Annotated in this window: 16 protein-coding genes; 8 read left to right on the forward strand and 8 right to left on the reverse strand. The window is 42.6% G+C overall.

Annotated elements, in window-relative coordinates:
* Positions 1-58 precede the first annotated feature (58 nt).
* The 8 genes from BUB08_RS16150 (at position 59) to BUB08_RS16185 (ending at position 8,125) form a co-directional block, all read left to right on the forward strand.
* Complete coding sequence (locus tag BUB08_RS16150) at positions 59-814, forward strand: hypothetical protein (protein ID WP_139249755.1); 756 nt, start codon at positions 59-61, stop codon at positions 812-814.
* Positions 815-894: 80 nt separating this feature from the next.
* Positions 895-2,898, forward strand: coding sequence for a tetratricopeptide repeat-containing sensor histidine kinase (locus BUB08_RS16155; protein ID WP_073002944.1), 2,004 nt, complete (start codon positions 895-897; stop codon positions 2,896-2,898).
* 3 nt (positions 2,899-2,901) lie between these two features.
* A complete protein-coding gene (locus BUB08_RS16160) occupies positions 2,902-3,558 on the forward strand; it encodes a response regulator (protein ID WP_073002945.1) in 657 nt (218 codons plus the stop codon).
* 275 nt (positions 3,559-3,833) lie between these two features.
* Positions 3,834-4,076, forward strand: a complete 243-nt coding sequence (locus BUB08_RS16165) for a 7(1) septoil knot domain-containing protein (protein ID WP_073002946.1) — start codon at positions 3,834-3,836, stop codon at positions 4,074-4,076.
* A gap of 157 nt (positions 4,077-4,233) precedes the next feature.
* Positions 4,234-5,343, forward strand: a complete 1,110-nt coding sequence (locus tag BUB08_RS16170; protein ID WP_073002947.1) for an energy transducer TonB — start codon at positions 4,234-4,236, stop codon at positions 5,341-5,343.
* A 44-nt stretch (positions 5,344-5,387) separates the two neighbouring features.
* Positions 5,388-5,894 carry a hypothetical protein gene (locus BUB08_RS16175; protein WP_073002948.1) on the forward strand — a complete coding sequence of 169 codons (507 nt, stop codon included), beginning with the start codon at positions 5,388-5,390 and terminating at the stop codon, positions 5,892-5,894.
* Between the two features lie 244 nt (positions 5,895-6,138).
* Entirely contained in the window at positions 6,139-6,798 is a 660-nt protein-coding gene (locus tag BUB08_RS16180; protein ID WP_139249756.1) for a hypothetical protein, read from the forward strand.
* Between the two features lie 256 nt (positions 6,799-7,054).
* A complete protein-coding gene (locus BUB08_RS16185; RefSeq protein ID WP_245820213.1) occupies positions 7,055-8,125 on the forward strand; it encodes a serine hydrolase domain-containing protein in 1,071 nt (356 codons plus the stop codon).
* A 190-nt stretch (positions 8,126-8,315) separates the two neighbouring features.
* Here BUB08_RS16185 and BUB08_RS16190 read toward each other — a convergent pair whose 3' ends face one another.
* From BUB08_RS16190 to BUB08_RS16225, 8 genes are all read right to left on the reverse strand, one after another.
* Positions 8,316-9,947, reverse strand: a complete 1,632-nt coding sequence (locus BUB08_RS16190; protein ID WP_073002950.1) for a sulfatase family protein — start codon at positions 9,945-9,947, stop codon at positions 8,316-8,318.
* A gap of 7 nt (positions 9,948-9,954) precedes the next feature.
* Positions 9,955-12,240, reverse strand: coding sequence for a beta-glucosidase BglX (gene bglX, locus BUB08_RS16195; protein WP_245820214.1), 2,286 nt, complete (start codon positions 12,238-12,240; stop codon positions 9,955-9,957).
* Between the two features lie 40 nt (positions 12,241-12,280).
* Positions 12,281-14,092 (reverse strand): family 43 glycosylhydrolase, encoded by a 1,812-nt coding sequence (locus BUB08_RS16200; RefSeq protein ID WP_139249757.1) that lies wholly within the window; start codon positions 14,090-14,092, stop codon positions 12,281-12,283.
* A 12-nt stretch (positions 14,093-14,104) separates the two neighbouring features.
* Positions 14,105-15,472, reverse strand: coding sequence for a glucoamylase family protein (locus tag BUB08_RS16205; protein WP_073002952.1), 1,368 nt, complete (start codon positions 15,470-15,472; stop codon positions 14,105-14,107).
* 93 nt (positions 15,473-15,565) lie between these two features.
* Positions 15,566-17,530 (reverse strand): glucoamylase family protein, encoded by a 1,965-nt coding sequence (locus tag BUB08_RS16210; protein ID WP_073002953.1) that lies wholly within the window; start codon positions 17,528-17,530, stop codon positions 15,566-15,568.
* Positions 17,531-17,595: 65 nt separating this feature from the next.
* The gene (locus BUB08_RS16215) at positions 17,596-19,347 is read right to left on the reverse strand and encodes a LamG domain-containing protein (RefSeq protein ID WP_073002954.1); all 1,752 of its coding nucleotides are present in this window, start codon (positions 19,345-19,347) and stop codon (positions 17,596-17,598) included.
* A 44-nt stretch (positions 19,348-19,391) separates the two neighbouring features.
* A complete protein-coding gene (locus BUB08_RS16220; RefSeq protein ID WP_073002955.1) occupies positions 19,392-20,930 on the reverse strand; it encodes a RagB/SusD family nutrient uptake outer membrane protein in 1,539 nt (512 codons plus the stop codon).
* 11 nt (positions 20,931-20,941) lie between these two features.
* Positions 20,942-23,974 (reverse strand): SusC/RagA family TonB-linked outer membrane protein, encoded by a 3,033-nt coding sequence (locus tag BUB08_RS16225; RefSeq protein ID WP_073002956.1) that lies wholly within the window; start codon positions 23,972-23,974, stop codon positions 20,942-20,944.
* Positions 23,975-23,991: the final 17 nt, after the last annotated feature.

Below are 23,991 nucleotides of genomic sequence, written 5' to 3' on the forward strand. Positions count from 1 at the left end.
GAGTTCCTGAATGTCTTCAAATTTTTTGAACATTCAGAAATCAAAAAAAATTATAGAAATGAAAAAGTACTTATTCTATCTCTTTGCTATTTTTCTGTTTACCAGTTGTGAAAAGAACAATACAGATGTGCTTCAGGACAGTGGCTCGTTTCCGGTTCCTGCGTACCCTCAGCCCGACGACGCAGATGCCGTGTTGGTTGCCGTTCGATCCTCATCCGCCTCGCCCGCGCAATTGCCTTCTATTCCCGGAATGTCGGATAGTGGAGACGACCTTATCATCGATGTTGGAATGGGGGTTGCTGTTTTTAAAGATAACGCCAAAGCAGACAAAGTAACATTAAACGGCACAGATTTGAAATTTGAGAACGGCGTACATGTTTGGATGCCCGATTTTTCCAACTTCACTGATCTTTCTTCGTTAACCGGGATTGACCTTGGCGGAAGTATTGTTTGGGATGTGAAGAATCCGGATATTAACGAAACGCTGAGCAGCCTGCCCGGCACCCCTAAAATAACAAGTGCTAAAATCATTACCCGATCCGAAGGGTACTCGCTTACCAACAATTTTGCATCTTCGTCGCAAAAAGTGCTTTATGCTATTTATGCATCGGCCGACAAGTACCTGCTGAAAGAAATGGATGCCGGAAGCACAAACTGTACGTTTACGGCCGCAGAACTTGAGGAGCTGGGCACTACTAAAAACGGAATCATCCAGGCAAATGCCTACACAATTACGAACAAAACGTTGGGTGGTAAAAAAGTTTATTTTGTGAGGCAAGCGTCTTACAGTCTGACAAGCGTAACTATTAACTAATTTTTCGGTGTTCTTTTAACAACAGGAGCAGGAACCAATAAGCAGAACATTTGTTATGGTTATGTAACAAATATCTGTTTATGAGTCGACCCAATTCTGATTATCATAACTGCTTTACGGTTCCTGTTTCTGTTAACTTTTTTTTCGCAATATTACTGCTGGTATCCTCTTCCGTAGTTTTAGCCCAGCCGAAAGAAAAGATTGACAGTTTGCACAACGAAGTAGGAAAAGCACGTACCGATTCGGCACGGTGCGAACTGCTGACCCGGATTGCCGAAGAGTATCGCTTTCTGAACAGCGACAGTGCTGTACTTTATGTAAACAAAGCGAGGGCTTTAGCCGGGCAAATAAAATCAGTTCATTTGACCGTAAATATAGCCATACAAAATGCCATTATTTTATATGAAAAAGGCGAATACGAAAGCTCTATTGGGCAACTTCGCGAAATAGATCCTTTGGCCGAGCAGTTGGGCGACGAGCGGTATCTGCTGAAACTCTGCCAGACTTACGGAAACTCTTTCGGGCTGTTGAATGACCATAAACAAGCCATCGAATATGAACTGAAAGCTCTCGATTATGCCAAATCACTTAAAGACTCTATGGCAATGGCAAATCTGTATATCAATATCGGAAGCGATTTTCATTATATAAAAGAGTACGAAAAAGCGATTGATTATTGCAACAAGGCACGGCAGGTTTATCGAAAACTCGGTCAGAATTTTTACCAGGGTTTTGCGCTGAATAACATGGCAAATTACAGTAATCATCTGAAAGAATATCTGAAAGCACTTGAGTATGCTACAGAAGCATCTGCATACTGGAATGAAGAAAACAACGAACGTTTGATGGCCTATCTGTATCATAACTACGGAAAAGCCTACAAAGGTTTAGTAAATTACAATGAGGCGGAAAAGTTCTATTTGAAGTCAATTGCCATTCGAACAAAAAACGGAGATATTAAGGATTTGATAATTACCAATAATGAGTTGGCCGGTCTTTATATGGAGCAAAATCGTTTAATACCCGCATTTGCGCTTGTGAATGAGAATTACCGAATGGCCACGGAAAAATCGTTTGCGCTGGAAGCGCAACAGTCGGCAGCATTGCTGGCTGAGATGCATGAAAAAAAAGGGGAACTGGCTCAGGCTGTTCGGTTTTTAAAAATCAACCAACAACTGAAAGACAGTTTGCAAACCAACGAACAGGCGAAGGAAGTGCTGAGGTTACAAACAAAATACGAAACAGCAGAAAAGGAGAACCTTATTCTGCAACAACGAAACAAAATTACGGAGAATCAGTTGGCATTAAAAAACAGAAATTTCTGGATTTTCGGACTCTCTTCGTTAACTATTCTTATTGGGCTGACAGGTTTTTTGCTGTATAAACAGCAGTTGCTGAAAAATGCAAGCCAACAAAAAGACAATGAAATGAAACTGGCACTGGAAAAGATAGAAAACCAAAACAGAATACAGGAAGAACGGCTGTCTATTTCGCGTGATTTACACGATAATATTGGTGCGCACTTAACGTTCATTATTTCTTCTATTGACACCCTGAAACAGTTTGTGGCAAACCGCGATGTTCAAATGATAGACAGGCTGGGCAGCATGAGTTCGTTTGCCAAAGACACCATACGGGAGCTACGCGATACCATTTGGGCAATGAACAGGCAAAGCATTGGTATTACCGACCTCAAAACACGCATTGCCAATTTTTTAAATTCAGCAAACCAGATTGCCGGCAAAACCACACTTTCGTTTACTTCGCGGATGAAAAACGACAATGAAGTGTTGTTCGATTCTAAAACGGGAATGAATATTTACCGCATACTTCAGGAAGCCGTGAACAACGCCTTAAAGCATGCAGAGGCAACTCACATAACGGTTAGTTTTGAACAGCAAGATGATCTGGTGAGGATGTGTGTGGAGGACAACGGAAAAGGATTTGTTACAACCGATTTGTACGACGGAAACGGGTTGCAGAATATGAAGAACAGGGCCAGCGCAATTTATGGTGAGTTAGAAATTGTGTCTCGCTCGAATACCGGTACCTGCATCACATGTAATTTTCCCATAAAAACATAAGCAATGCAGCAACCTATAAAAATTGCCGTTGTGGATGACAACAGTTTTCTCATCCGGGCAGTAAAAGATAAGCTCTCTTTTTACAACGATATTACTGTTGCATTTACTGCATCTTCGGGCAGGCAGGTGCTTAATATTCTGAAAGAAAAGCGAAACACTGACCTTATATTAATGGACATAGAAATGCCAGAAATGGATGGCATCAGGGCAACAGCAATGGTGAAAAAACTATATCCGCAAATTAAGGTGTTAATGCTTACTGTTTTTGATGACGATGAAAATATTTTTAAAGCAATTCAGTCGGGTGCCGACGGCTATTTGCTGAAAGAAACCGCTCCGCAGGATTTGTACAGCGCCATTATTCAAACAATGGCAGGAGGTGCCGCGATGACGCCGTCTATCGCGCTAAAAGCACTCAACCTTTTGCGTAGCTCGCCGGCGTCGCTTCCCGACGACGAAGACGATTTGGTGCAGTTAACCAACCGGGAAATTGAAGTTCTGGAACAATTATCTGCCGGGCTTCCGTACACTTCCATTGCCGAAAATCTGTTTATTTCTCCCTCTACTGTTCGCCGGCATATCGAAAACATTTACCGGAAATTACAGGTGCATTCAAAAGTTGAAGCCATTGAGCAGGCAAAAAAAAGAAGAATTTTGTAGAAAACTCTTCCTAAATTTCAAGGGAAATAAACTCCTAAGCAGTTTCGTTTTACTTTTTTTAGCTAGTTTTACAGGTAAACAAAAAAGCAAAACCATAATCGTAACCTTATGATTCGTTCATTCTCCCAAAATGCAATTGAAAAAACAGACACTTACTTTTTCATGTAGCGGGAGTTCAAAAAAAATCAGAAGATGACGATTTAAATACAACAGAATAAACACTATTGTATTAATAACGAGTTAATTTTCTAAGAATAGCATTTGATTACTGTAAAATGGCGAAACCTGATTTATCAAAGATTTATGGAAAGATTAAGATTGTAGACAGCTTTTCGGACTACGATGTACAAGTTGTAAAAAACTTTGCTGATTTGCATGTTAAAATCGTAGAGCATTTCCCCGATTCACCAGGAAAATGGAAGATTGTTGAGAATTTTCCTGATTTTAGGATAAGAATAGTCGAAAATTTTCCGGATTTTAAGATCAAGTATGTTGATTATTTCCCTGGAGTAAGATGATGAAAAACGATATACAATAATTTTAGAATTGATTGCCGGGCTTGGCAATGTAATATTTGGCAATTGTTCATTGCCGTTTAGGTTTCCCGGGCAGGAACGCACTTTTAGTTTTGGTCAGTAATATGTACAAACCTTTTTTTAACAGAAGAATATACAGATGAAAAAAATTATTTTAGTTACGATTCTGCTAGCTGTTTCCCACGTACTTTTTAGCCGGGAAAAAACGGAGTGTGATACTACAACCTATTTTGTGGTTCCACAAATGCCGTTATATTTTGGCGATTACGATACATTTTTGGACAATGTGTCGGAACAAATTGATGCCAAAACCAAATCGGTGTTGAAGAGCAGTAACACATATATTGGTTTTCGGGTAACATGCAACGGAGAGGCTGTTATTACTTCAACAAATTCTGAATTGACACAGTTCTACAAAATACTCGAAAATGAACTGAACAAATTCAGATGGATTCCCGGCAGGCATCGTGGCAAAAGTGTAAATGTTCAAATAACCACGTCTGTGAGAATGGCGAATAACAAATTGGACATTCCAATAAAATGCAAAAGGGTGAAAGGGGAGTTGTTTAAATGTAAAATTACGGATGAAAAATCCGGAACTCCGGTGTCAAATGTTCGGTTGACTGCAAAATATAACGATTGCTTTTATTTGTCGGATCAGAACGGAGAAATTGAATTTTATTGTGATGCAAAAGACGAAATAGAAATTTCTCATATTAATTATCAGTCATTTAGTTTTAATGCGCCTGAAAATACAAGTTCGTTTCAGATTAAATTGACGAACATTGTGTACGAACTTGAAACTGTAGATTTAACCCAACATTTTCCCAAAAAACTTCCTTTTAAGAAAAGCGTTTGCAATTTCCAGGACTGGCAGGAACCCAGGCAGAATCAGCTTGCCGTTTTTAAAGTGGAAGACTTTTTTGTTTCTGAAATGGCTGTTTTTAATGGTGGATATGAATGTCTTGACAATTATACCGCTCAGGAATTTGTGCTGCCCAAAATCGCTTTCGAAAATGGGTATGCCGATACGGTAAATGTTTCGTTTACTGTTGCTGAAGACGGAAAGTTGAAAAACGTGGCATTTTCGAAAGCGCTAAATTATGGTGTTGATGCTGCATTGGAAAAACTTTTTTATGAAATGCCAAAATGGAAACCGGCCACCCAAGCCCGGCAAAAGTCGGAACAAACATTCACAATTAAGTTAATAATCGGAGTTAATAAGTACTGGGAAAAATACTACCGCTAACCCATATTAAGTTGTATTATCTCTATTAAATAAAAATCATAATAATGAAAAGATTTGCCTACTTGCTTTTTATCGGACTGATTGTGCTGATGAATAGTTGTTCGGTTTCTAACCATTCGATGAAAACCCCGAATTATCACATTGAATTTTATAAATCAGATTTCGACTATTCTGAACAAGTATCAGCCGAAGCTACATCGGTTCGTGTGTTCGGAATAGATTGGCGGCGATTGTTTAAGTGGAATTCAGGTGAGATTAATTCAGACCATTCTGGTTCTCAGTCAAACGATGTTGGTATAACCGGAAACTTCATGATAGATCCCATTGAACAATCATTGTCCGCAATAGGAGCAGTTTCTGCCATTATTCCGGTACTTGGAGATTATGGGAAGGGAAAGGCAAGCAGATATGCACTTTATAATTTAATGAGAGACAACCCGGGGTACGACGTGGTAATTTACCCTCAGTATGAAACAAAGCGGTTTATTGTTCCTGTATTTTATTCGAAACAAACTGTAAGGGTTACCGCACGATTGGGGCGAATTAAATAGGTTTATCGACTGATCGTCTTTATAATATGCCTGAACAACAATCAATAAACGCTATCCGGAAATATTGATTTATTATACATCTCTGTTTTAGCGAATTTTATCATTTTACCCCCCTCAAACGTTTACAACGTGAATAATGATGGAGTGCCAAAATCAGGCATGTTTCATTTTGTTGTTTGTTTTCTATTGTAAACGCAACCAGAAAAGTTAATAGTGCATCATAATAAAAAACAAAAAATAAAAAATGAAAACGACAAAATTTTTGGGATTACCGCTATTGATTTTCGTCTATTTAGTGGTTTCAGTTCCTTTTCAGAGTTGTGAGCCCGATGACGAAATTAATGAGTGCGATACATGCTCAATGGTTTACAAGCCCAATATTTACATTTATCCTGAAGAGCAAATGGAATTGTCGGTCAGACTTAAATTCCCGTTGGGCGGAAAGATTGTTACGTCAATTCCGGAATATGGGAATGGATGGAATATTAACGTTGACACTTCAGGGGTAATAGATAATGCTTATTCATTTTTGTTTTACGAAAGTAAGCAGCCTGATGTTTGGCAAAGAAATTACGGCTGGGAAGTAGAGGCCGACCAGTTGGATGCGTTTTTTAGGCATAACATGAAAGATTACGGGTTTAATAGTGCCGAAATTCAGGATTTTATCGATTATTGGATTCCCCGCTTAAACAGTTATCAGGTGTATTCAATTTGCCCTCAAACAAAAGATATTATTAAACGTGTGATACAAATCGAATTTTCGAAACAACCTGAAAATGTTCTGAGGCTCTTTTATGTTATTAAAGGGAGTAATCAGTTTCAAGATAATTTAACTGAACCGGCAATCGACGAGTTCAGGAGAGACGGATATTTTGTAACAGAATGGGGCGTCATTCTTGAGTAACAATCGGCGCAGGATAGGTTTGTGAAAAAGTCAGACTCTTGTAATTTGTTTCCTGTTAAAACAAAATGTCGGGCATGTAGTTGAATGGGGTACGATAGAATATTCAGAGTAAATATTGAATTCTAAACGCGTTAAAAATATTTTTTTTGTCGTTTGTGATAAAAAAAGAGAGCGGTATATTAAGCGAAAATCGCACATTTTTAGTATTATAGGTCTGTCGTTTTTTCAAGAGTTATTGAACCCAAAAGATATTGATTTGACAGGATCGACAAATAGGACGAAAAGAAGAATAATAGGAATACTCAGGATAGTTATGCCGGCAGTGGCAATATCGTGCATTATTTTGTTTGTTCCCTGGTTACTTGTAAGGGCGTGGATAGCTCCGTTGCCGAATACTGTACAGGAACAGGTTGAAGATGCCATCGAATATGGACTCGATGGAATAATTGTTTATGTCGATCAGGCGGACAGCATGCCGGCTTTTTACTCTGCCGGATGGAAAAACAGGGAAAATAAGGTTCCTGCAGATCCAAATTCGCTATTTAAAATTGCCAGCATTAGCAAGTTGTACATTGCTGTTGCAGTTGCCAAACTAGTGAACGACAAACGCCTGTCTTTGGATGAAACGCTTGCCAGTTACCTGCCCGAACTTGCCGGAAGAATTGAAAATGCAGATTATATTACCCTGAGAATGTTGGTGCAACACCGAAGTGGTATTCCTAATTATGCTGATCATCCTGATTATCCGTGGGCCAATCCGTACAACAGCAACAGCGAAGTATACAGGCTGGTGCTGGATATGCCGGCCGATTTTAAGCCTGATGAAAAGTACAGCTATTCAAATACCAATTATCTGTTGATTGGCGAAATTCTCGATAAAACACTTGGGTATAGTCATCATCAATATGTTAAACAGAAAATTCTTACGCCGTTTGGTCTGAACAATACATACAGTTTGCTTAAAGAAGTAGATTCAGACGATGTTATGAGTGGTTACTTTGTAGGTTATGATGAGGACATAAAACTGAATGATTATATTCATCCGGGAGGATCGATGGTTGCCAGCGCACAAGACGTGGGCATATTTTTGCGCGCATTAAATGATGGCTCTTTGCTAAGCGACGATGAACAAGCCATTTATTCCTCCATTTATCAGTACGGATACACGGGGTTATTGCCAGGATATCAGAGTATTGCGCGATATTGCAAAGATATTGATGCTGTTGTTGTGCAGTTTGTGAATACCAGTGGCGGGGATACCTGGAGTTTGTCAGAAATTATATACAATCGAATCGTAAAAATATTGAGACGTTCAAAAAATTTATAAGGTTAGAGTTTCCAATTTTCTATCGAAATCTGCCTCTGCACATTAGTCGTATTTTGAAGAAGCCTCGGAAATAAATTTGTGTTTTATAAGCCCAAAATACAATCTCTTTTGATATTTGTATTTGTAAGTTATTGAGGAATAGATGTTTGAAAAAAAAGTAAAGGCCGGGAAGTTTGCACTTCCCTGGACCTTACTCTTTGATCAATCCTCTTTCTCTGTATTTGTCAATATATTTTTGATCCGACTCCTTTGTGTCTTTGTACTTGGCACGTATTTCAGTCAGCTTTTCTTTCATTTCCTTTACTACATCGGCATAGGCCGGGTCGTTGTACACATTCGTCATTTCCATCGGGTCATTTTTCCTGTCGTACAGTTCCCATTCGTCAATGTTATAATAGAAATGAGCCAGTTTGTAATTTTTGGTTACAATACCATAATGGCGTTTAACCATATGGAACCCCGGATATTCGTAATAATGGTAATAAACGACATCCCGTGTCCATAAATTCTCGTTGCCTTCTAAAAGCGGAATTAAGCTTTCTCCCTGCATATCGTCGGGTGGTGTTATTCCTGCTGCTTCGAGGAAAGTCTGCGCAAAATCGAGGTTTTGTACCATTTCGTCAGACACAGAGCCCGGTGCAATTGTGCCCGGCCATTTCACTAACAACGGAGTTTTAAACGACTCGTTGTAGATGAATCGTTTATCGAACCAGCCATGCTCGCCCAGGTAAAATCCCTGGTCTGAAGTATAAACAACAATGGTGTTTTTGTCTTGTCCCGTTTTTTTGAGATAATCGAGAAGTCGGCCTACGTTTTCGTCAACAGAGGCAATGCAGCCCAGGTAGTCCTGCATGTAACGCTGGTATTTCCATCGCATAAATGCAGTATCATTCATGGTTGGATACAGTTTTTCAAATTCGTCGTTCAGTGGTTGATACACTTCATCCCAACTCTTTTTCTGTTCTTCATTCAGCCTTTTATACTTTTGGTAGAATACATTTTTCCCCCAGTCGCTTGGCTCTTTTATTCCCAGTTTATCTGCAAGTTCAGGATAAATCTTGTTGTCTGCTGAAATAGTCATGTGCTTCAACAGGTTCATTTCGGCTTCTTTCGCGGCGGTTCCCCTTCCGCTGTAATCATCGAAAAGCGTTTCCGGTTCAGGAAAAGTCATTTTCGTGAATTCGCGGTAATGGCGTTCTGCTGGAATCCATTCCCGGTGTGGCGCTTTGTGCAGGTACATCAGCAAAAACGGCCGATCGTCTTTCTTGCGGTTGTCGAGCCAGTCGATGGTTAAATCGGTAATGATGTCGGTAAAGTAACCTTCGATAGTTGTGTCGCCTTTGTTTGTAATAAATTCGGGATTGTAGTAATCTCCCTGTCCGGGCAGAATCATAAACTCGTCAAATCCTTTCGGGTTATTTCCGAAGTGCAGTTTTCCAAACATGGCGGTTTGGTAGCCCGATTGGTGCAGCAACTGCGGAAAAGTCACATTAGTGGTGTCGAACGGAAAGTTGTTGTCGACCTTCCCGTGAATATGGGCGTGTTTTCCTGTGAGTATTGTTGCCCTTGACGGGGCGCAAATCGAATTGGTTACACTGGCATTGGTGAACAGCATTCCTTCATGGGCAATCCGGTCGATATTTGGCGTGCGAATCAGTTTGTCGCTGTACGCGCTGATGGCCTGGTAAGCATGGTCATCGCTCATTATAAAAATGATGTTAGGCCTTGCAGTTTCTTCTGTTTTTTCCTGGCAGGATTGAACCAGGAGTAAGAGAGCCAGGCCGGCAAAAAGCAGAAATAATGTTCGTCTGTTTTTGATCATGATACATTTACTTCAGTGTAAATACTTTAGAAAGTGAAGCATTGGAATCACCTCCCACAAAAACTGTAAAATCTCCGGGTTCCGCATAAAACGAAAGGTCGGGATGGTAAAATGCCAGATCGTTGGCAGTAATTGCAAACTCAACTGTAGTGGTTTCGCCTTTTTTTAGGAATATTTTTTTGAACCCTTTCAGGAGGCGCAGGGGAGGGGTAACTGAGGCTACCATGTCCCTGATATAAAGTTGAACTACTTCTTCTCCATCGAAATTTCCGGTGTTGGTTACCTCTACCGATACGTGAATAGTTCCATCCTGTGCCATCTCATTTTTGTCGGTTGAGATGTTGGCGTATTGAAAACTGGTGTAACTCAGTCCGTAGCCAAACGGGAACAACGGTGAGTTGGTTACATCCAGGTAGTTCGATTTGAATTTTTCAAAATTGCTGCCTTCCTGGGGCCTTCCGGTGTTGCGGATGCTGTAGTAGATAGGTATTTGCCCAACGTTTTGCGGAAAGGTTGCCGTTAGTTTTCCTGAAGGATTGTAATCGCCAAAGAGCACATCGGCAAGCGCATTTCCTGCTTCCACACCGGCGTGCCACATTTGCAGTAACGCATCTGCATGGTTAACCTCTTCGCCGATGGTCATCGGACGTCCGCTCATGTTTACAATTACCAGTGGCTTTCCGGTTTTTGCCAGTTCTCTTACCAGTTTTTTCTGGCTCATTGGCAACGAAATATCTGACCTGGTTGCTGATTCTCCGGTCATTTCTGAGGCTTCGCCAACTACTGCAACAATAACATCAGCTTTTCCGGCAACAGCCAAAGCCTCTTTCAACATGGCTTCCGGAGAACGTTTATCAATTTCGATTTTCGGGCCGAATACATTTACTTTTTTTGCCATCTCTGGGTCATCGCAAATGTTGGCACCCTTTGCATATTGAATATTTGCAGTGTTCCCTGCAACATTTTTGAACCCTTCGAGTACTGTAACGGCGAGGTTGTGGTCTCCGGTTGGCGCCCAGGTTCCGAGCATGTTGTTCCTGCTGTCAGCCAGCGGCCCGACCAGCGCAATTGTTCCCGATTTTTTTAGGGGAAGCAATTGGTTCTCGTTTTTCAACAGCACCATAGAACGGGCAGCCGTTTCACGGGCAAGCGACCTGTGTTCATCAATCAGTATATCTTTTTCGGGCCTTGAGGCGTCGAAATACCGGTATGGGTCTTCGAAAAGCCCCAGCTTGTATTTTGCTTCCAGCACACGGCGGCATGCCAAATCAATATCTTCCTGGTTAATTTTGCCTTCGTTCAGCGATTTTTCCAGCGTAGTTAAAAATCCCTCGCCCACCATGTCCATGTCCAGACCTGCCTTAAGTGCGAGAGCAGAAACCTGCTGTAAGTCGCCCATGCCATGGGCAATCATTTCGTTAACCGAAGTATAGTCTGAAACAACAAAGCCGTCGAAGCCCCATCTGGTTCGCAGTAAATCTGTTAACAGCCATCTGTTTCCGGAGGCCGGAACACCGTCTACATCGTTAAACGATGACATTACGCAACCTGCACCGGCGTCAACTGCTGCCTTGTATGGGGGCAGATAATCGTTGAACATTCTGAGGTGGCTCATGTCAACAGTATTGTAATCGCGGCCTGCTTCTGATGCTCCGTAAAGAGCCATATGTTTTACTGTTGACATCATGGTGTTGTTTCTGCTGAGATCATCCTGCTGGTATCCTTTTACCATTGCCTGTGCTACCATCGAACCAAGGTAAGGATCTTCTCCTGCACCTTCAGCAATACGCCCCCAACGCGGATCGCGGGCAATGTCTGCCATGGGGGAGAAGTTCCAGAAAATTCCGTCGGCAGTAGCTTCCCGCGCAGCAACACGCGCAGTTTCCTTTATCAATTCCATGTCCCACGAACACGAAAGGCCGATGGGTAAAGGAAATGTGGTTTTATAACCATGAATTACATCTGAGCCAAAAAGCATGGGAATTCCCAGCCTGCTTTCTTCAACTGCCAGCTTTTGCGCCTGAAGTGTTTTCTCAGGGCCATAAACGCCGAAAATTCCTCCTACCTGTCCGTTTTTAATTTTAGCCTCTACATCGGTGCTTACTACCGAACCGGTTAAAATTCCTCCTCCGGGAGTTACCAGGTTTAACTGACCAATTTTTTCCTGAATTGTCATTTTTGACATCATTTCAGAAACGAATTTGTCCATCTCTTTTTTTGCCGGATCTGTATTTTCTTTCCGGCACCCTGCCAGCAGGGCAATAGCTAAAAGTATAATTCCTAACTTTTTCATCTTCATTATTTTTTCCCGGTGGTTGTTTTTTCTTAGTTGTCTATTTTACTTTTATAGGATTGGTTTTTTCAGAAATCCCGTTTTCGTTAAATGCTTCAATTGTAAAGTAATAGGTTGTGTTTTTATCGAGGCTGCGCATTAACAAACTGTCGTTGTTGTAGATAAGCCACGAATTGTAAAGTTTGTCGGGAGCAATGCCCCAGCGAATATTATAACCAAATGCATCTGCAGATTTTTGCCATGAAATCAGGGCATCGCGACGATCATCCTGGCGTTCGACCTTGAATTTTTTTACCCTTTCGGCTTTTTTCCCATCTCCCAACCCGAATATTCGCAGGTCGGACAGGGCAAAAAACGGGGTGGGGGAATGAATATGGTTGTAACGGAAGTATCTGGCCTTTTCGGGCGTGTTTAATTGCACATAATCGTTTGGAACATCGCTAAAGTTTTTGCTTTTATCGGTTACCATTTTCCAGTTTATCCCATCAAGCGATATTTCTATGGTGTACCGGTGATAAAGTCCATCTTCCCGGGAGTAGATATCCGATTTGTAATCGTGATAATTTATCTGGAATGAATAGATGTTATAGATGTTTTCCAGGTCGATTGTAACCCACTGGTTGGTATCGTTTGCCTCGGCAACCCAGAACGATTTGGCGTCTTCATCGCTTAAAACACCGGATGTTATCTCGCCATTTTCGTTTTTCTCAACGGGAAAATTTTCCACCACAGGCTTGTCTCCTGTGCTTACACTTCGTTGTTGTAAAAGTGAAGAAGAAACAGTAACCGGTTTTTTATACGAGAGCAAAACCCATCCGGTTGGCTGGCCTGCTTTTCCCGGAACGCCGGGTGCGAAGCGCGGATAATCGCCGTAATGGGTGTTGCTGTGCATTAACCCGTCGTTGTCGAAATAGGTAGGATACATGCATAACCTCCGTTCCCATTTTACATTTGACGAAAGCGCCATGGACGCAAAATGCCAATATTGTCCGTCGTTTGCCAAAACGGTTGACCCATGACCGGCACCATTCATAAAACCTCCCGGCTTAAAGCTAATGGGATTATTGGGCATATATTCAAAAGGCCCCAGCGGATGGTCAGAAATGTACACTCCATCGGCATACACGTTAAACTCGGTTCCCGGTGCAGCATACTGTAGATAATATTTTCCGTTATGTTTTGTCATCCAGGCACCTTCCATATATCCTTCTTTTAGGGTAGGATGAAAATTGTCTTCTCCGAAACGCTCCCAGCCGTGTTCTTCTTCATTCAGGTTAAACAACTCAAAATGTTCGCCTGTGTCAACAAACCGTTTGTTTTTGTTCAGCTTTCTGACCCTGAGCGGATAGGTGTTTGACGAGCCCCAATACATGTAAGCCTGTCCGTCGTCGTCGATAAATAATGCCGGATCCTGCAGGTTGTTGATGATGGAAGGAGCGGCTTTCCAATCTCCTTTTTTCGGGTTTTCAGTATAAAGAATACTCATTGAACCCGACGGGTCGCCTGCAACATAGAGCACAGAATCTTTATAATTGAATGCAGCCGGTGCGTTGGAGCCCTGGAAATACCATTTTTCGGGAGTGATGAATTTCCAATTCAGTAAATCAGTAGAATGCCAGTACCCAAACGAGCGGGTAACAAACATGTAGTATTCTCCGCGGAATTCAACAACAGCAGGGTCTGCACCAGAGCGGTACGACCAGTCCTTATCCGAATTGTATACCATGTAGGTGTAATCGATATTAAGCGGATTACAATATGTTGGCGGAATATATTCCTGCGAGGAAGCTGCTTTTGACAGAATCAAAAGAAAAAATGCTGCAAGAAAAATTCTGTTTCCGGACTGAATCATGGTTAAGTGTTTTTATTTTTCGTTTAGAAACGGACTTTCAAATCCGAGTTTTTTGAGCCCTTTCTGAACATCTTTGTTTTTCATGAACAGATTCCATAATAAACCGCTTCTGTAATTCTCAATCATTACCGGAATTGGCCCTTGATCGATAGCCAGGTAGCGGGGTAAAAACCAGTTGTTTTCCTGGCTGTAGGCGTCGTACGGCCCATATTCCCCAATCAGCGAGTCGGCTTCCAGGTAGAGGTATTTCAGAAATTGCATGGATTCTTTTGGCGTATAAGGGAACGACGACAGAGCTGCAGTAGGTGAAATAACACCCAAATCCATTCCCGGGCGATGGCCCGCGTATCCTTTCATGGAATAACTTGATGTAAAGCCCCATTGGTTTTCGCCATAGCCTTTGTATCCGTTAGGATTATCCAAAGCGTATTTGTAATGAATTAACGCGTGGTTTTGATTCAGCTTCCAATAGTCGCCGTATTTATCTTTCAGCCCTTCGGGGTTTAATCCCAGGTAAGAGTAATGTGCCCAGAACAAAGGGCCGGTAGGATCGTCGCCGTGTTGGTAGAAGTTAAGCACGGTAGGTAATCCGTAATACACGGTGTCATTTGCTATTTGGCCGTTAAGTGCCCAGCCTTTGTCGTAAACTTCAGGTTCGATGGTGTGAGTAGGAGAGGCGGCTGCCAGAATGTACATAATCAGGCATTCGTTGTATCCTCCCACCGGAAAGTTCATGTCCCATCCGTAATTTGGTGACCAGTGCCAATACAAAACGTTTTCCCCTTTGGTGTACCAGTCCCATTCCACTTCTTCCCAAAGTTTCTGGATATCGTTAACCAGTTTTTGTTCTGCTTCGTTTCCGTCTCTGAAATATTCGGCTACGGTGAGGAGTCCCTGCACCATAAACGCAGTTTCCACCAGGTCGCCGCCATCATCTTTTTTGCTGAAAGGTTTTACCTTGCCGGTAGGCCCGTTGAGCCAGTGTGGCCAGGCACCATGAAAACGGTCGGCTTTACCCAGATAATTTACAATGTGCTGAAGGCGTTCGAGCGCCTGTTCGCGGGTAATAAACCCTCGTTCTACACCTACCAGAATGGCCATTACTCCAAACCCTCCGCCGCCAAGGGTTACAATTTCCTGGTCGTTTTGCGGGTAAATATTGTCCATATGAATTCGTTCCCGTGCCATTCCCGAAACGGGTTCTGCCCCGTCCCAAAAATACCTGAATGTTTGGTGCTGCACCACATTCAGCAACGAGTCTTCCAGCGTTAATTTGGCTGTATGTTCCGCATTTTCACTGGTTCTGTTTTGAGAGCTGCACGCTGCAAATAAAACAGCAATTACCAGGAGCGAAAATATGTTGTTTCTTAATCGTATCATTCGTGTAAATCGTTTATTATATAGTCAACTCATGGAATTCCCGTTAGCTTTTTCTTTTTGTGAAAATGCTAGATGCCATGGTTGTTTCATTTATTAATAGCTAAAACCAAGTTTTGTGAGACCTGCCTGCACTTCGGGAGCCGACATCAGCAAATCCCAGACTAGGCCGGTTCTGTGGTTTTCAATCATAATGATAATCGGGCCTTGGTCGATGGCCAGAAATGAGCTTGCTGTCCAACTTTCTGTTACATTGAACGCGTCATAAAACCCGTATTCTCCCCACAGCCGGTCGCCCAGCACATAGTAAAAAAATCGAATGGCTTCCATTGATTCTTCGGGAGTGAACGGGATGGATGAAATGGCTGCAGTAGGAGTAATTACCCCGATATCGTTTGTTGGCGAGTGCGCAAGATAACCGTTGTGGTTGTCACTGGCCGTTAGTCCCCAGCACTCTTCGCTGTATCCTACAAAGTTGTTGGGATTTTGAACGCAATGCGCTCTGTTTATGAGCGTGTGGTTGCGATTTTGTTCCCAGTAATTTGCATATTGATCGGACAAATTGTGGGGGTTGATGCCCAAAAAGGAGTAGTGAGCAAAAAACAACGGGCCGCCGTAGTCAAATCCAACAGGAAGAGGAATTCCGTAAAACGATTTTCCATTTTTGATGGCTCCGTTACGTGCCCATCCCTGGTGGTAAACATCTGCACCTATGGTGTGAGTTTCAGACGAAGCAGCCATAATATAGGTTATCAGCGCTTCGTTGTACCCCGAGATTTTCATGTTCATGTCCCAGCCGTAATTTGGCGACCAGTGCCAGTAAAGTACGTTTTGTCCTCCCCGGGTGTGCCAGTCCCATTCAATGCCATTCCACAAATCATTAATTTTTCCAATCAGGGCGTTTTCATCTTCTTTTGAAGAATCCAGGTATTGGCGTACTGCGAGTAGCCCGGCGGCCATAAAAGATGTTTCCACCAAATCGCCGCCATCATCTTTTGTGCCGAAAGGCCTGGTTTTTCCAGTTGTTCCGTTGAGCCAGTGCGGCCACACACCGTGAAACCTGTCGGCTTTTCCCAAAAAATCGACAATGGTTTTCAGGCGGTCAACTCCTTCGCTTCGGGTGATGAATCCCCGTTCTATTCCAACAATTATAGTCATCAGTCCGAAACCTGAACCTCCGATGGTTACTGTTTCTCCTGAGTTATTTCTTTCACGGGCCAGCCCGCTAACAGGGTGGGCTAAATCCCAAAAATATTTAAAGGTTTGTTTTTGGATGAGCGTGAGCAGTTCGTCGTCGGAAATAGCAGGGAACTTTGGAGTTAAATCAGCCTGCGTATAAAAATTTGTTTCGAACCCTTCGAAAAGGCTTCCGTCCGCTGTTTTTAATTTATTTGAAATGGTGAAATTATTGATGACAAATCCTTCGAGATTTGCAACGGGTTTTGCAACGAAAATATTTTCTTCTTCGGCTGTAAGTTGAATGTCCAGCACTGCTCCGCGGCTTTTGAACTGAATGTTGTTTTTTAACGATTCCAGAGACAGCGGATGAGAAAACACCATTTTTATTTCAGGCTGTAAAGAAATTTCCTGTAGTTTAACCGACTCGCGTGCCGGCTTTTCATCAATGGTTATTGATTCTAAAACAAGCGGCCTTGTTAAGGTCGAAAAAGTGTAGATAGTTTCTACAAACGATTCGTTTTCTTCTCCTTTTAAATGGCTTGAAATGATTAACCGGTAGGTTGAATTTTCCGAAAAAGCAGGATGCTCGATTTTCACCAGGCTGTTTTGGCTGAAAAAAGACAAAACTGTTTCAACAGGTTGGTTGTTTTCGTCAACCAAGCGGATGTTGTCTTCTGCCGATGCCTGATTAACCGGTTTGTTGAACCGGATTTCGATTAATTCGTCAATTGAAATATTGTTATTGCTTTCATTTGTGGTTAGTGTTGTTTTACCAACATACACATAAGTGATATTTAGTTTTTCCGGGTTTGCCATTGGCTCCTTCTCTTTGCAGGAAAACAACAGGCCGAAAATCAATAGAAGTACAAGAGAATATCGCATGCCGAAATTTTTTGACCCGCCGGATATTCCGGCGGGTCTTTAAAACTTAGAATGTTTTTTATTAATTACTGTAATCCATCAGCTTTCATCAGATTTACTTCTTCTTCTGAAAGGGCTTTTTTGAATATATAAAGCTCATCCATTAAACTTTCGTCTGATTTGTGATCCCAGCCATTAAAACGGGGGGCCCCTGACATGATTGACAACAGGTCAACGCCAGTCCAGTCGATGCCTGAGATGTCGCCTTCTTTAACCATTGCCCCGTCAATGTAAACTTTGGCAGCATCATCGGTGATGGTAAAGGCAAAGTGTACCCAGTCGCCCGTTGTCGGGTCAACATCGGCAGCGGCGCCACCATCAATCCACGAATCAGCAGTTCCGTTGCCCACATTTAGTTTGTAACGTTGGGTTGTTCCTCCGTTACTTGATTCGCGGAAGAAGCGGAATCCGTTTTTCCTGTTGTTTTGTTTTTCCGGGTTTTCGGTGTCTTCAGGACCCATAACCAAAATACCTGCCCTGTCCGGAACATCGTTGATGTTTAACCAGAAACTTGCACTGAATTCATTATTCTGTACATCCGGATTTGCGAATGTCAGGTAAGAATCAGCTTTTCCCTGGTAGGCGTCGCCTTTAACACCACCGCCGTAACTGAATCCGGGAGCACCAACTACTGTGGCTTCTGTTCCGGTGAGTTCATCTCTGAATTTTCCATTGAAATTCATATATAATGATGACTGCTCTTTCAGCATAATGGTTTTTATTTCGTCCTGGGTCAGTGCTTTGGTGAAGATGCGGAGTTCGTCCATCAGACCGTTATCTGACAAGTGATCCCATCCGGTCCAGTTTGGCGCCCCCGACATAATTGAAATCTGATCACAATCTGTCCAGTCAATACCGCCAATATCGCCTTCTTTTACCAATTCACCATTAATATATACTGCTGCACTGGTGGGTGAAATTGTAAATGCAAAGTGAGTCCATTCTTCTGTATCTGGAGTAACATCGGCAGCAGCGCCACCATCAATCCACGAGTCGGAGCTTCCTGTACCAATGTTGAGTTTAAAACGCTGGGTAGTACCACCGTTAGTTGATTCGCGGAAGAAGCGGAATCCTTTTGTTCTGTCGTTATTGTTTTCAGCCGGCGGAGCTACAACCAAAACACCAGCCCGATCCGGGGTATTGCCAACTTTCATCCAGAAGGTGGCACTTACTTCAGTTGCTTCCTGAAGCGCTGCCGCCGGGAACGAAAGGTATGAATCTGCTGCACCAGCATAAGCGGTTCCGTGCTGGATTCCTTCGGCAAATCCGGGCATTCCTGCTTTTGTAGCCAGTTGAAGGCTGTTCATTTCGAGGTATTCGTTGTTAAACGGCATGTAAAATACTTCGTCGCCATATTTAGGTACGTAAGGCGGCGCTTTAGTGAAGTTTACATTAACTACAGAGTTTTTACCTTCAAGGTCATTTGCAGATATTTTCAAGGTATGTAGACCGGTTGTTACATTATCGTAAGTGATTTTCTTAAATGCAATCCGGTAATCTTTGAAATCATTAAAACTGGCAATTTCTTCGTCGTCAATCTGAACAGAAATATCGGCAATTTCGATATCGTCTCTTACTTCAAAATCGATTGTGATGGAAGCGACTGCTTCGTTGGTTTGCAATTCGTATCCGTCGGGCGGAAAGTTTACTTTAATTTGCGGTGCGGTTTCATCAACCCCCGGCTCAACACGGGAAATGTCGTCAATGAATTTTTCTTCGCAGGCATTGAACATGAGTATGCTCAGCACCAATATGATTAATTTACTATATGTTTTCATCTTATTAAAATTGTTTGTTGTAACAATATTTTCGGAGATTTATATTATTCATTGACAACGCCTTCGCCTAACTGAGGCAAATCAGCAACCTGGTCTGCCGGGAAAGGGAAGTAGGCTTTGTCCATTGTAAATGTTTTTCCTTCGTGGCTCAGTTCCGAAGTATTTTTTGTGCGTACCATGTCGTAGTAACGGGTACCCCATTCCATGGCAAGTTCAGCAAATTTTTCGTTCAGCACATCTTCTGTTGTAACCGTGCCCAATGCGCCAATTTTTGCACGGGCGCGTACCATGTTTACAGCTTCAGTAGCGGTCATCGAAATGCTTTCTGAAGCTCCTCTGGTAAGTGCTTCTGCATACATAAGTAGCATTTCGGAATAACGAATTACAATGAAGTTTTTATTGCTTCCGAAGCCTTTTCTTCCGGGAATCAACTCTGTTGATGGCTGAATATGTTTGCCGCTGGCAAAATTCATTCTTGCGTTGTTGTTGAAAATGTCGCCTTCGCGGTTTGTGTTGGTAATCCACGACGGAATGTTTCCGTATTCGTTGTGCAGTTGATTTATTCCGTCGGGTGTGAAAACCACACTTGTTTCGAGCCTTACCGTTTCACCCCTGTCGAGCATAAAGGTGATGTATTTCATGGTAGGTTCGTAAAAACCCCATCCTGCATCTGAACCTGTAACTGCGGGAGTCCAGCCTCCAATTCCAAAAGGTGCCCACAGAAAGTTAAAACTGTCGCCTTCGCCCTGGTTGAAGTCGGAATACTGAAACTCGAAGATGTTTTCGTTATCCAGTTTTCCTGCTTTTTTAAACAGGTGGTAAAAGTCGGAAGCCAGCGCAAATTCTCCTGAACTGATGATTTCACCGGTGGCGCTGGCAACTCCCTGGTAGTCTCCCATTTCCTGGTAAGCCAGAGCCTGAATAGCCAGAGCAGTATACCGGGTTACCCCTCCGCGAATGTCGGTACGCTTGTTCGGGTGCATGGCCGGCAGATCGGGTATAGCAGCGCTTGTTTCGTCAACAACGTATTGCATAATTGCAGCTTTGTTGCTTACCGGAGTATTCTGAATGTTGTCCAGCTCGTCGATGACAATACCACCGCCAAATGCCCTGGCCAAATTAAGGTACAAATATGCCCTGAGAACCCTGGCTTCGGCAATGTATTGGTCGGCCAGAGCATCGTTATTCGCAGCCGGACGATATTTTTCAATTTCATCCATCGCAGTAAAAATATTTACGATATCGTTGTAGTGTTGCTGCCAAATTGAATTGGTGTTCCACTGGCTGGCAATGTATTTGAATTCATCCTGTTCCTGCATGGGAACCTGGTCTCCGGCAGCATTTACATCATCGCCCCTTAATCCCAGTGTTACGGGTTCTTCCCATGCGCGGGTGTAAACACCATAGTATGCTCCCAGCAGCGGAAGCTTCATGTTACTTCCAATGGTGTAATCTACATCGCTTGTAAAAGCTTCGTTTTCAAACGGAGCGTCCAGTTTGTCGGTACACCCTATTGCTGAAAAAAGGAGCAATCCGCTAAGTAGCAGGGGTGTGGTATAATTTTTTATCTGTATTAATTTCATGGTGTTCGAATTTAAAATTTGAGATTAAGACCAATGGTGTAAACTGAAGGTACCGGGTAGAACTGGCGGTCGATACCGTTAGATACTTCTGGGCTAAAACCGTTGTATTTAAACACTGTTAACGGTTTTTCCGCAGTAAGGAAAATTCTCGCATCGGGCATGTCACCGCCTAAAAGGGTTTTACCTTTCAGATTGTACGCCAGTTGAATATTCTGAATCCGGAAGAATGAACCATCTTCTACCAGAAAATCGCTGAAGTTTTGGTTCCAGCCCCTTCTTAATCCTGATGCTGAAGTGTAGGTGTTTGAAGTTCCTTCTCCGTTCCATAATCCTTTTGCAAGTTCGGCATCAATGTTTGTGTCATTGGTCCAGATAATTTCGCCTCGTTTACGATTCAGAATTTTGTTTCCGCTTTGTCCCATAATGTTCATCGAGAACTCGAGGTTTTTATATGAAACTCCGATTAAACCACCGTAAGTAAAATTCGGGAAATAAGAACCGAGGAAAACTTTGTCGTCATCGTCAATGGCATCGTTTCCATCCTGGTCAACAAACCTGAAGTCTCCGGGCACAAGATTGTTGGCAACAGCAATCGGGTCGGCATCAATCTCTTCCTGGTTTTGATAAACGCCTGCAACCTGATATCCGTAGAAGGAGAGGAGCGGCTGTCCAATTTCAGACCTTTGCCTGAATTCTGCGCTTCCGCTGTTCAGGTATTCTTGTCCGTATAAGTCACGCACTTCGTTTTTCAGTGTTGCAATGTTTCCGCCAACGGTGAATTTCAGGTCTCTGGTAATTTCTTGTGTCCAACTGGCTGCCAGTTCAAACCCAGAGTTGCGAATTTCGCCCACATTTCTTAAAATGCTTCCCGATTGCAGTTTAAGGCTAACCGGTATTGCTGCATTTTCTGTGTCTCTAATGTAATAATCAGCAGTTATATTCAACCGGTGTTTGAATAAGTCGGCATCAAATCCGAAGTTTGTGCCGGTTACGGTTTCCCATCCCAGGTATCCGAATGTGCTTGTTGTTGTGGTTCCGTTTATCTGCTGGTCGTCAACGGCTACGTATATAGGGTTGGTTGTATTTGCTCCATCCTGACGAGCAATTTTGTCGTTTCCTAATTTACCCCAGCCACCTCTTATTTTAAGGTAGTCGATGAAATTTATAGTCTGGAAGAAATTTTCTTCGGAAGCAACCCATCCCAGCCCAAAGGCAGGAAATGTTCCCCACTTTTCCTGGTATTTGGATGTGCCCTCTCTACGCAGGGTGAAATAGGCAATATATCGGTTGTCGAAGTTGTAATTTAATCTGCCGAAATACGAAAGCCCGTAAAGCCTTTCGCCATTGTCGCTAACTGTTTTAGAAGCGGCTGAATTCGACTGGTTGATATACCATGAATTTTCAGAAAGTGGAATATCTTCTGCGTAGCCTCTAAGATAATCATACCACTCATCACGGAACGACTGGCCAACCATTGCAGTAATGTTGTGTTTCCCGTAACTGTCGGTAAATGTCAATGTGTTATCAATAAACTGATTTACGTCGGTTGTGCGGCTTGACGAAATAGTTGATAACTGCCTGTTTGTTGAATTGGTAATAAAGTATGGTACTCCAACATCCCGTGCTTTGAGAAACATCATGGAGACGTTGTAATTACTTTTGAATTTCAACGTGTTGGGAATCAGTTCAACTTCAGCGTAGATTCCAGTTAATATTTTGCGAATATCCTGCCGGTTGTTGTTATAAGCCAGGCTAAGGAAAGGGTTTTGTGCTCCTCTGTAGCCGAGCAGTTGTGCGCTGGAATAGTTACTGGCATTTGATATGCCTTCAGTAACCAGGCTCTGATAGTTTTCATCGTCGTACACCGGTAAAATAGGTACGGCATGGTATGCATTAAACCAGGCAGCATCGTTGGCAATGTAACGAACACCGTTACTTACATTAAAATTGACCCCTGCTTTTAGCCATTCGTTTGCCTGATGATCAATCGAAGAGCGAATGTTTAGTCGTTCGTACGAGTTGTCACTTTCAAGCAACCCTTCCTGGTTGTAGTAGCTTAATCCCAGGGAGTACGATGTTTTTTCATTCCCACCCAAAATTGATAACGAATGGTTCTGCTGTTGTGCATATGTTTTCATGATTTCGGCATACCAATCGGTATTTACATCCGGTACCAGCGGGTTGATGCGGCTTCTGCCGTAACGCTGCATGGCATTTTCAATGAAGGTCATATCAGCAGCAGAACCTGTTTGTGTAATGTAGTTTACAAATTGCTCAGAATTGGCCATTTGTAATACATTTTGCGGAACCTGTATTCCGTAGTATCCTTCGTAAGTAATGGTTGACTTGGAGTTTAAAGAACCTTTTTTAGTGGTGATAAGAACAACACCGTTAGCAGCCCTTACTCCATAAATAGCAGATGCCGAAGCGTCTTTTAAAACCGATAAAGTTTCTATGTCAGAAGGGTTCAGAAAGTCGATGTTACCGAAATACATTCCGTCAACAACATACAACGGAGAAGAGTTGCTGCTGCCTGGGAATGAGCCAATACCCCTGATGCGAACAGTTGGTTCGCTACCGGGCGAGCCCGAGTTTACAATTTGTACACCGGCAACTTTTCCCTGCAATGCCTGCATAGTTTGTCCGGCAGGTGTTTTTACCAGTTCGTCGGCTTTAATGGTTGTTATTGATGAAGTAAGATCCTTCATTTTCATGCCACCGTAACCTACAACTATAACTTCTTCCAGTCCAATCACATCTTCTTCCAGTGTGACGTTGACTGTTGCAGTTTGTTTGGCGTCAACTTCGTGAGAGAGAAATCCCACAAAGCTAAATACTACGGTTGAACCTTTGCGTACTTCTAACGTGTAGTTTCCGTCAATGTCTGAAACCGTGCCGTTAACTGTGCCTTTCTCTAAAACAGACACCCCTGGTAATGTCACTCCCTTCGTGTCAACAACTTTCCCGGAAAGATTTACTTTCTCCTGTGCAAAAAGCACTGTTGCTGAAAACAGGAAGAATAAACTGATTATTAGTTTTCGCATAATTATTATGAATTGGT

It is taken from the genome of Mariniphaga anaerophila (genome assembly GCF_900129025.1).
In the GTDB taxonomy this organism is placed as follows: Bacteria; Bacteroidota; Bacteroidia; order Bacteroidales; family Prolixibacteraceae; genus Mariniphaga; species Mariniphaga anaerophila.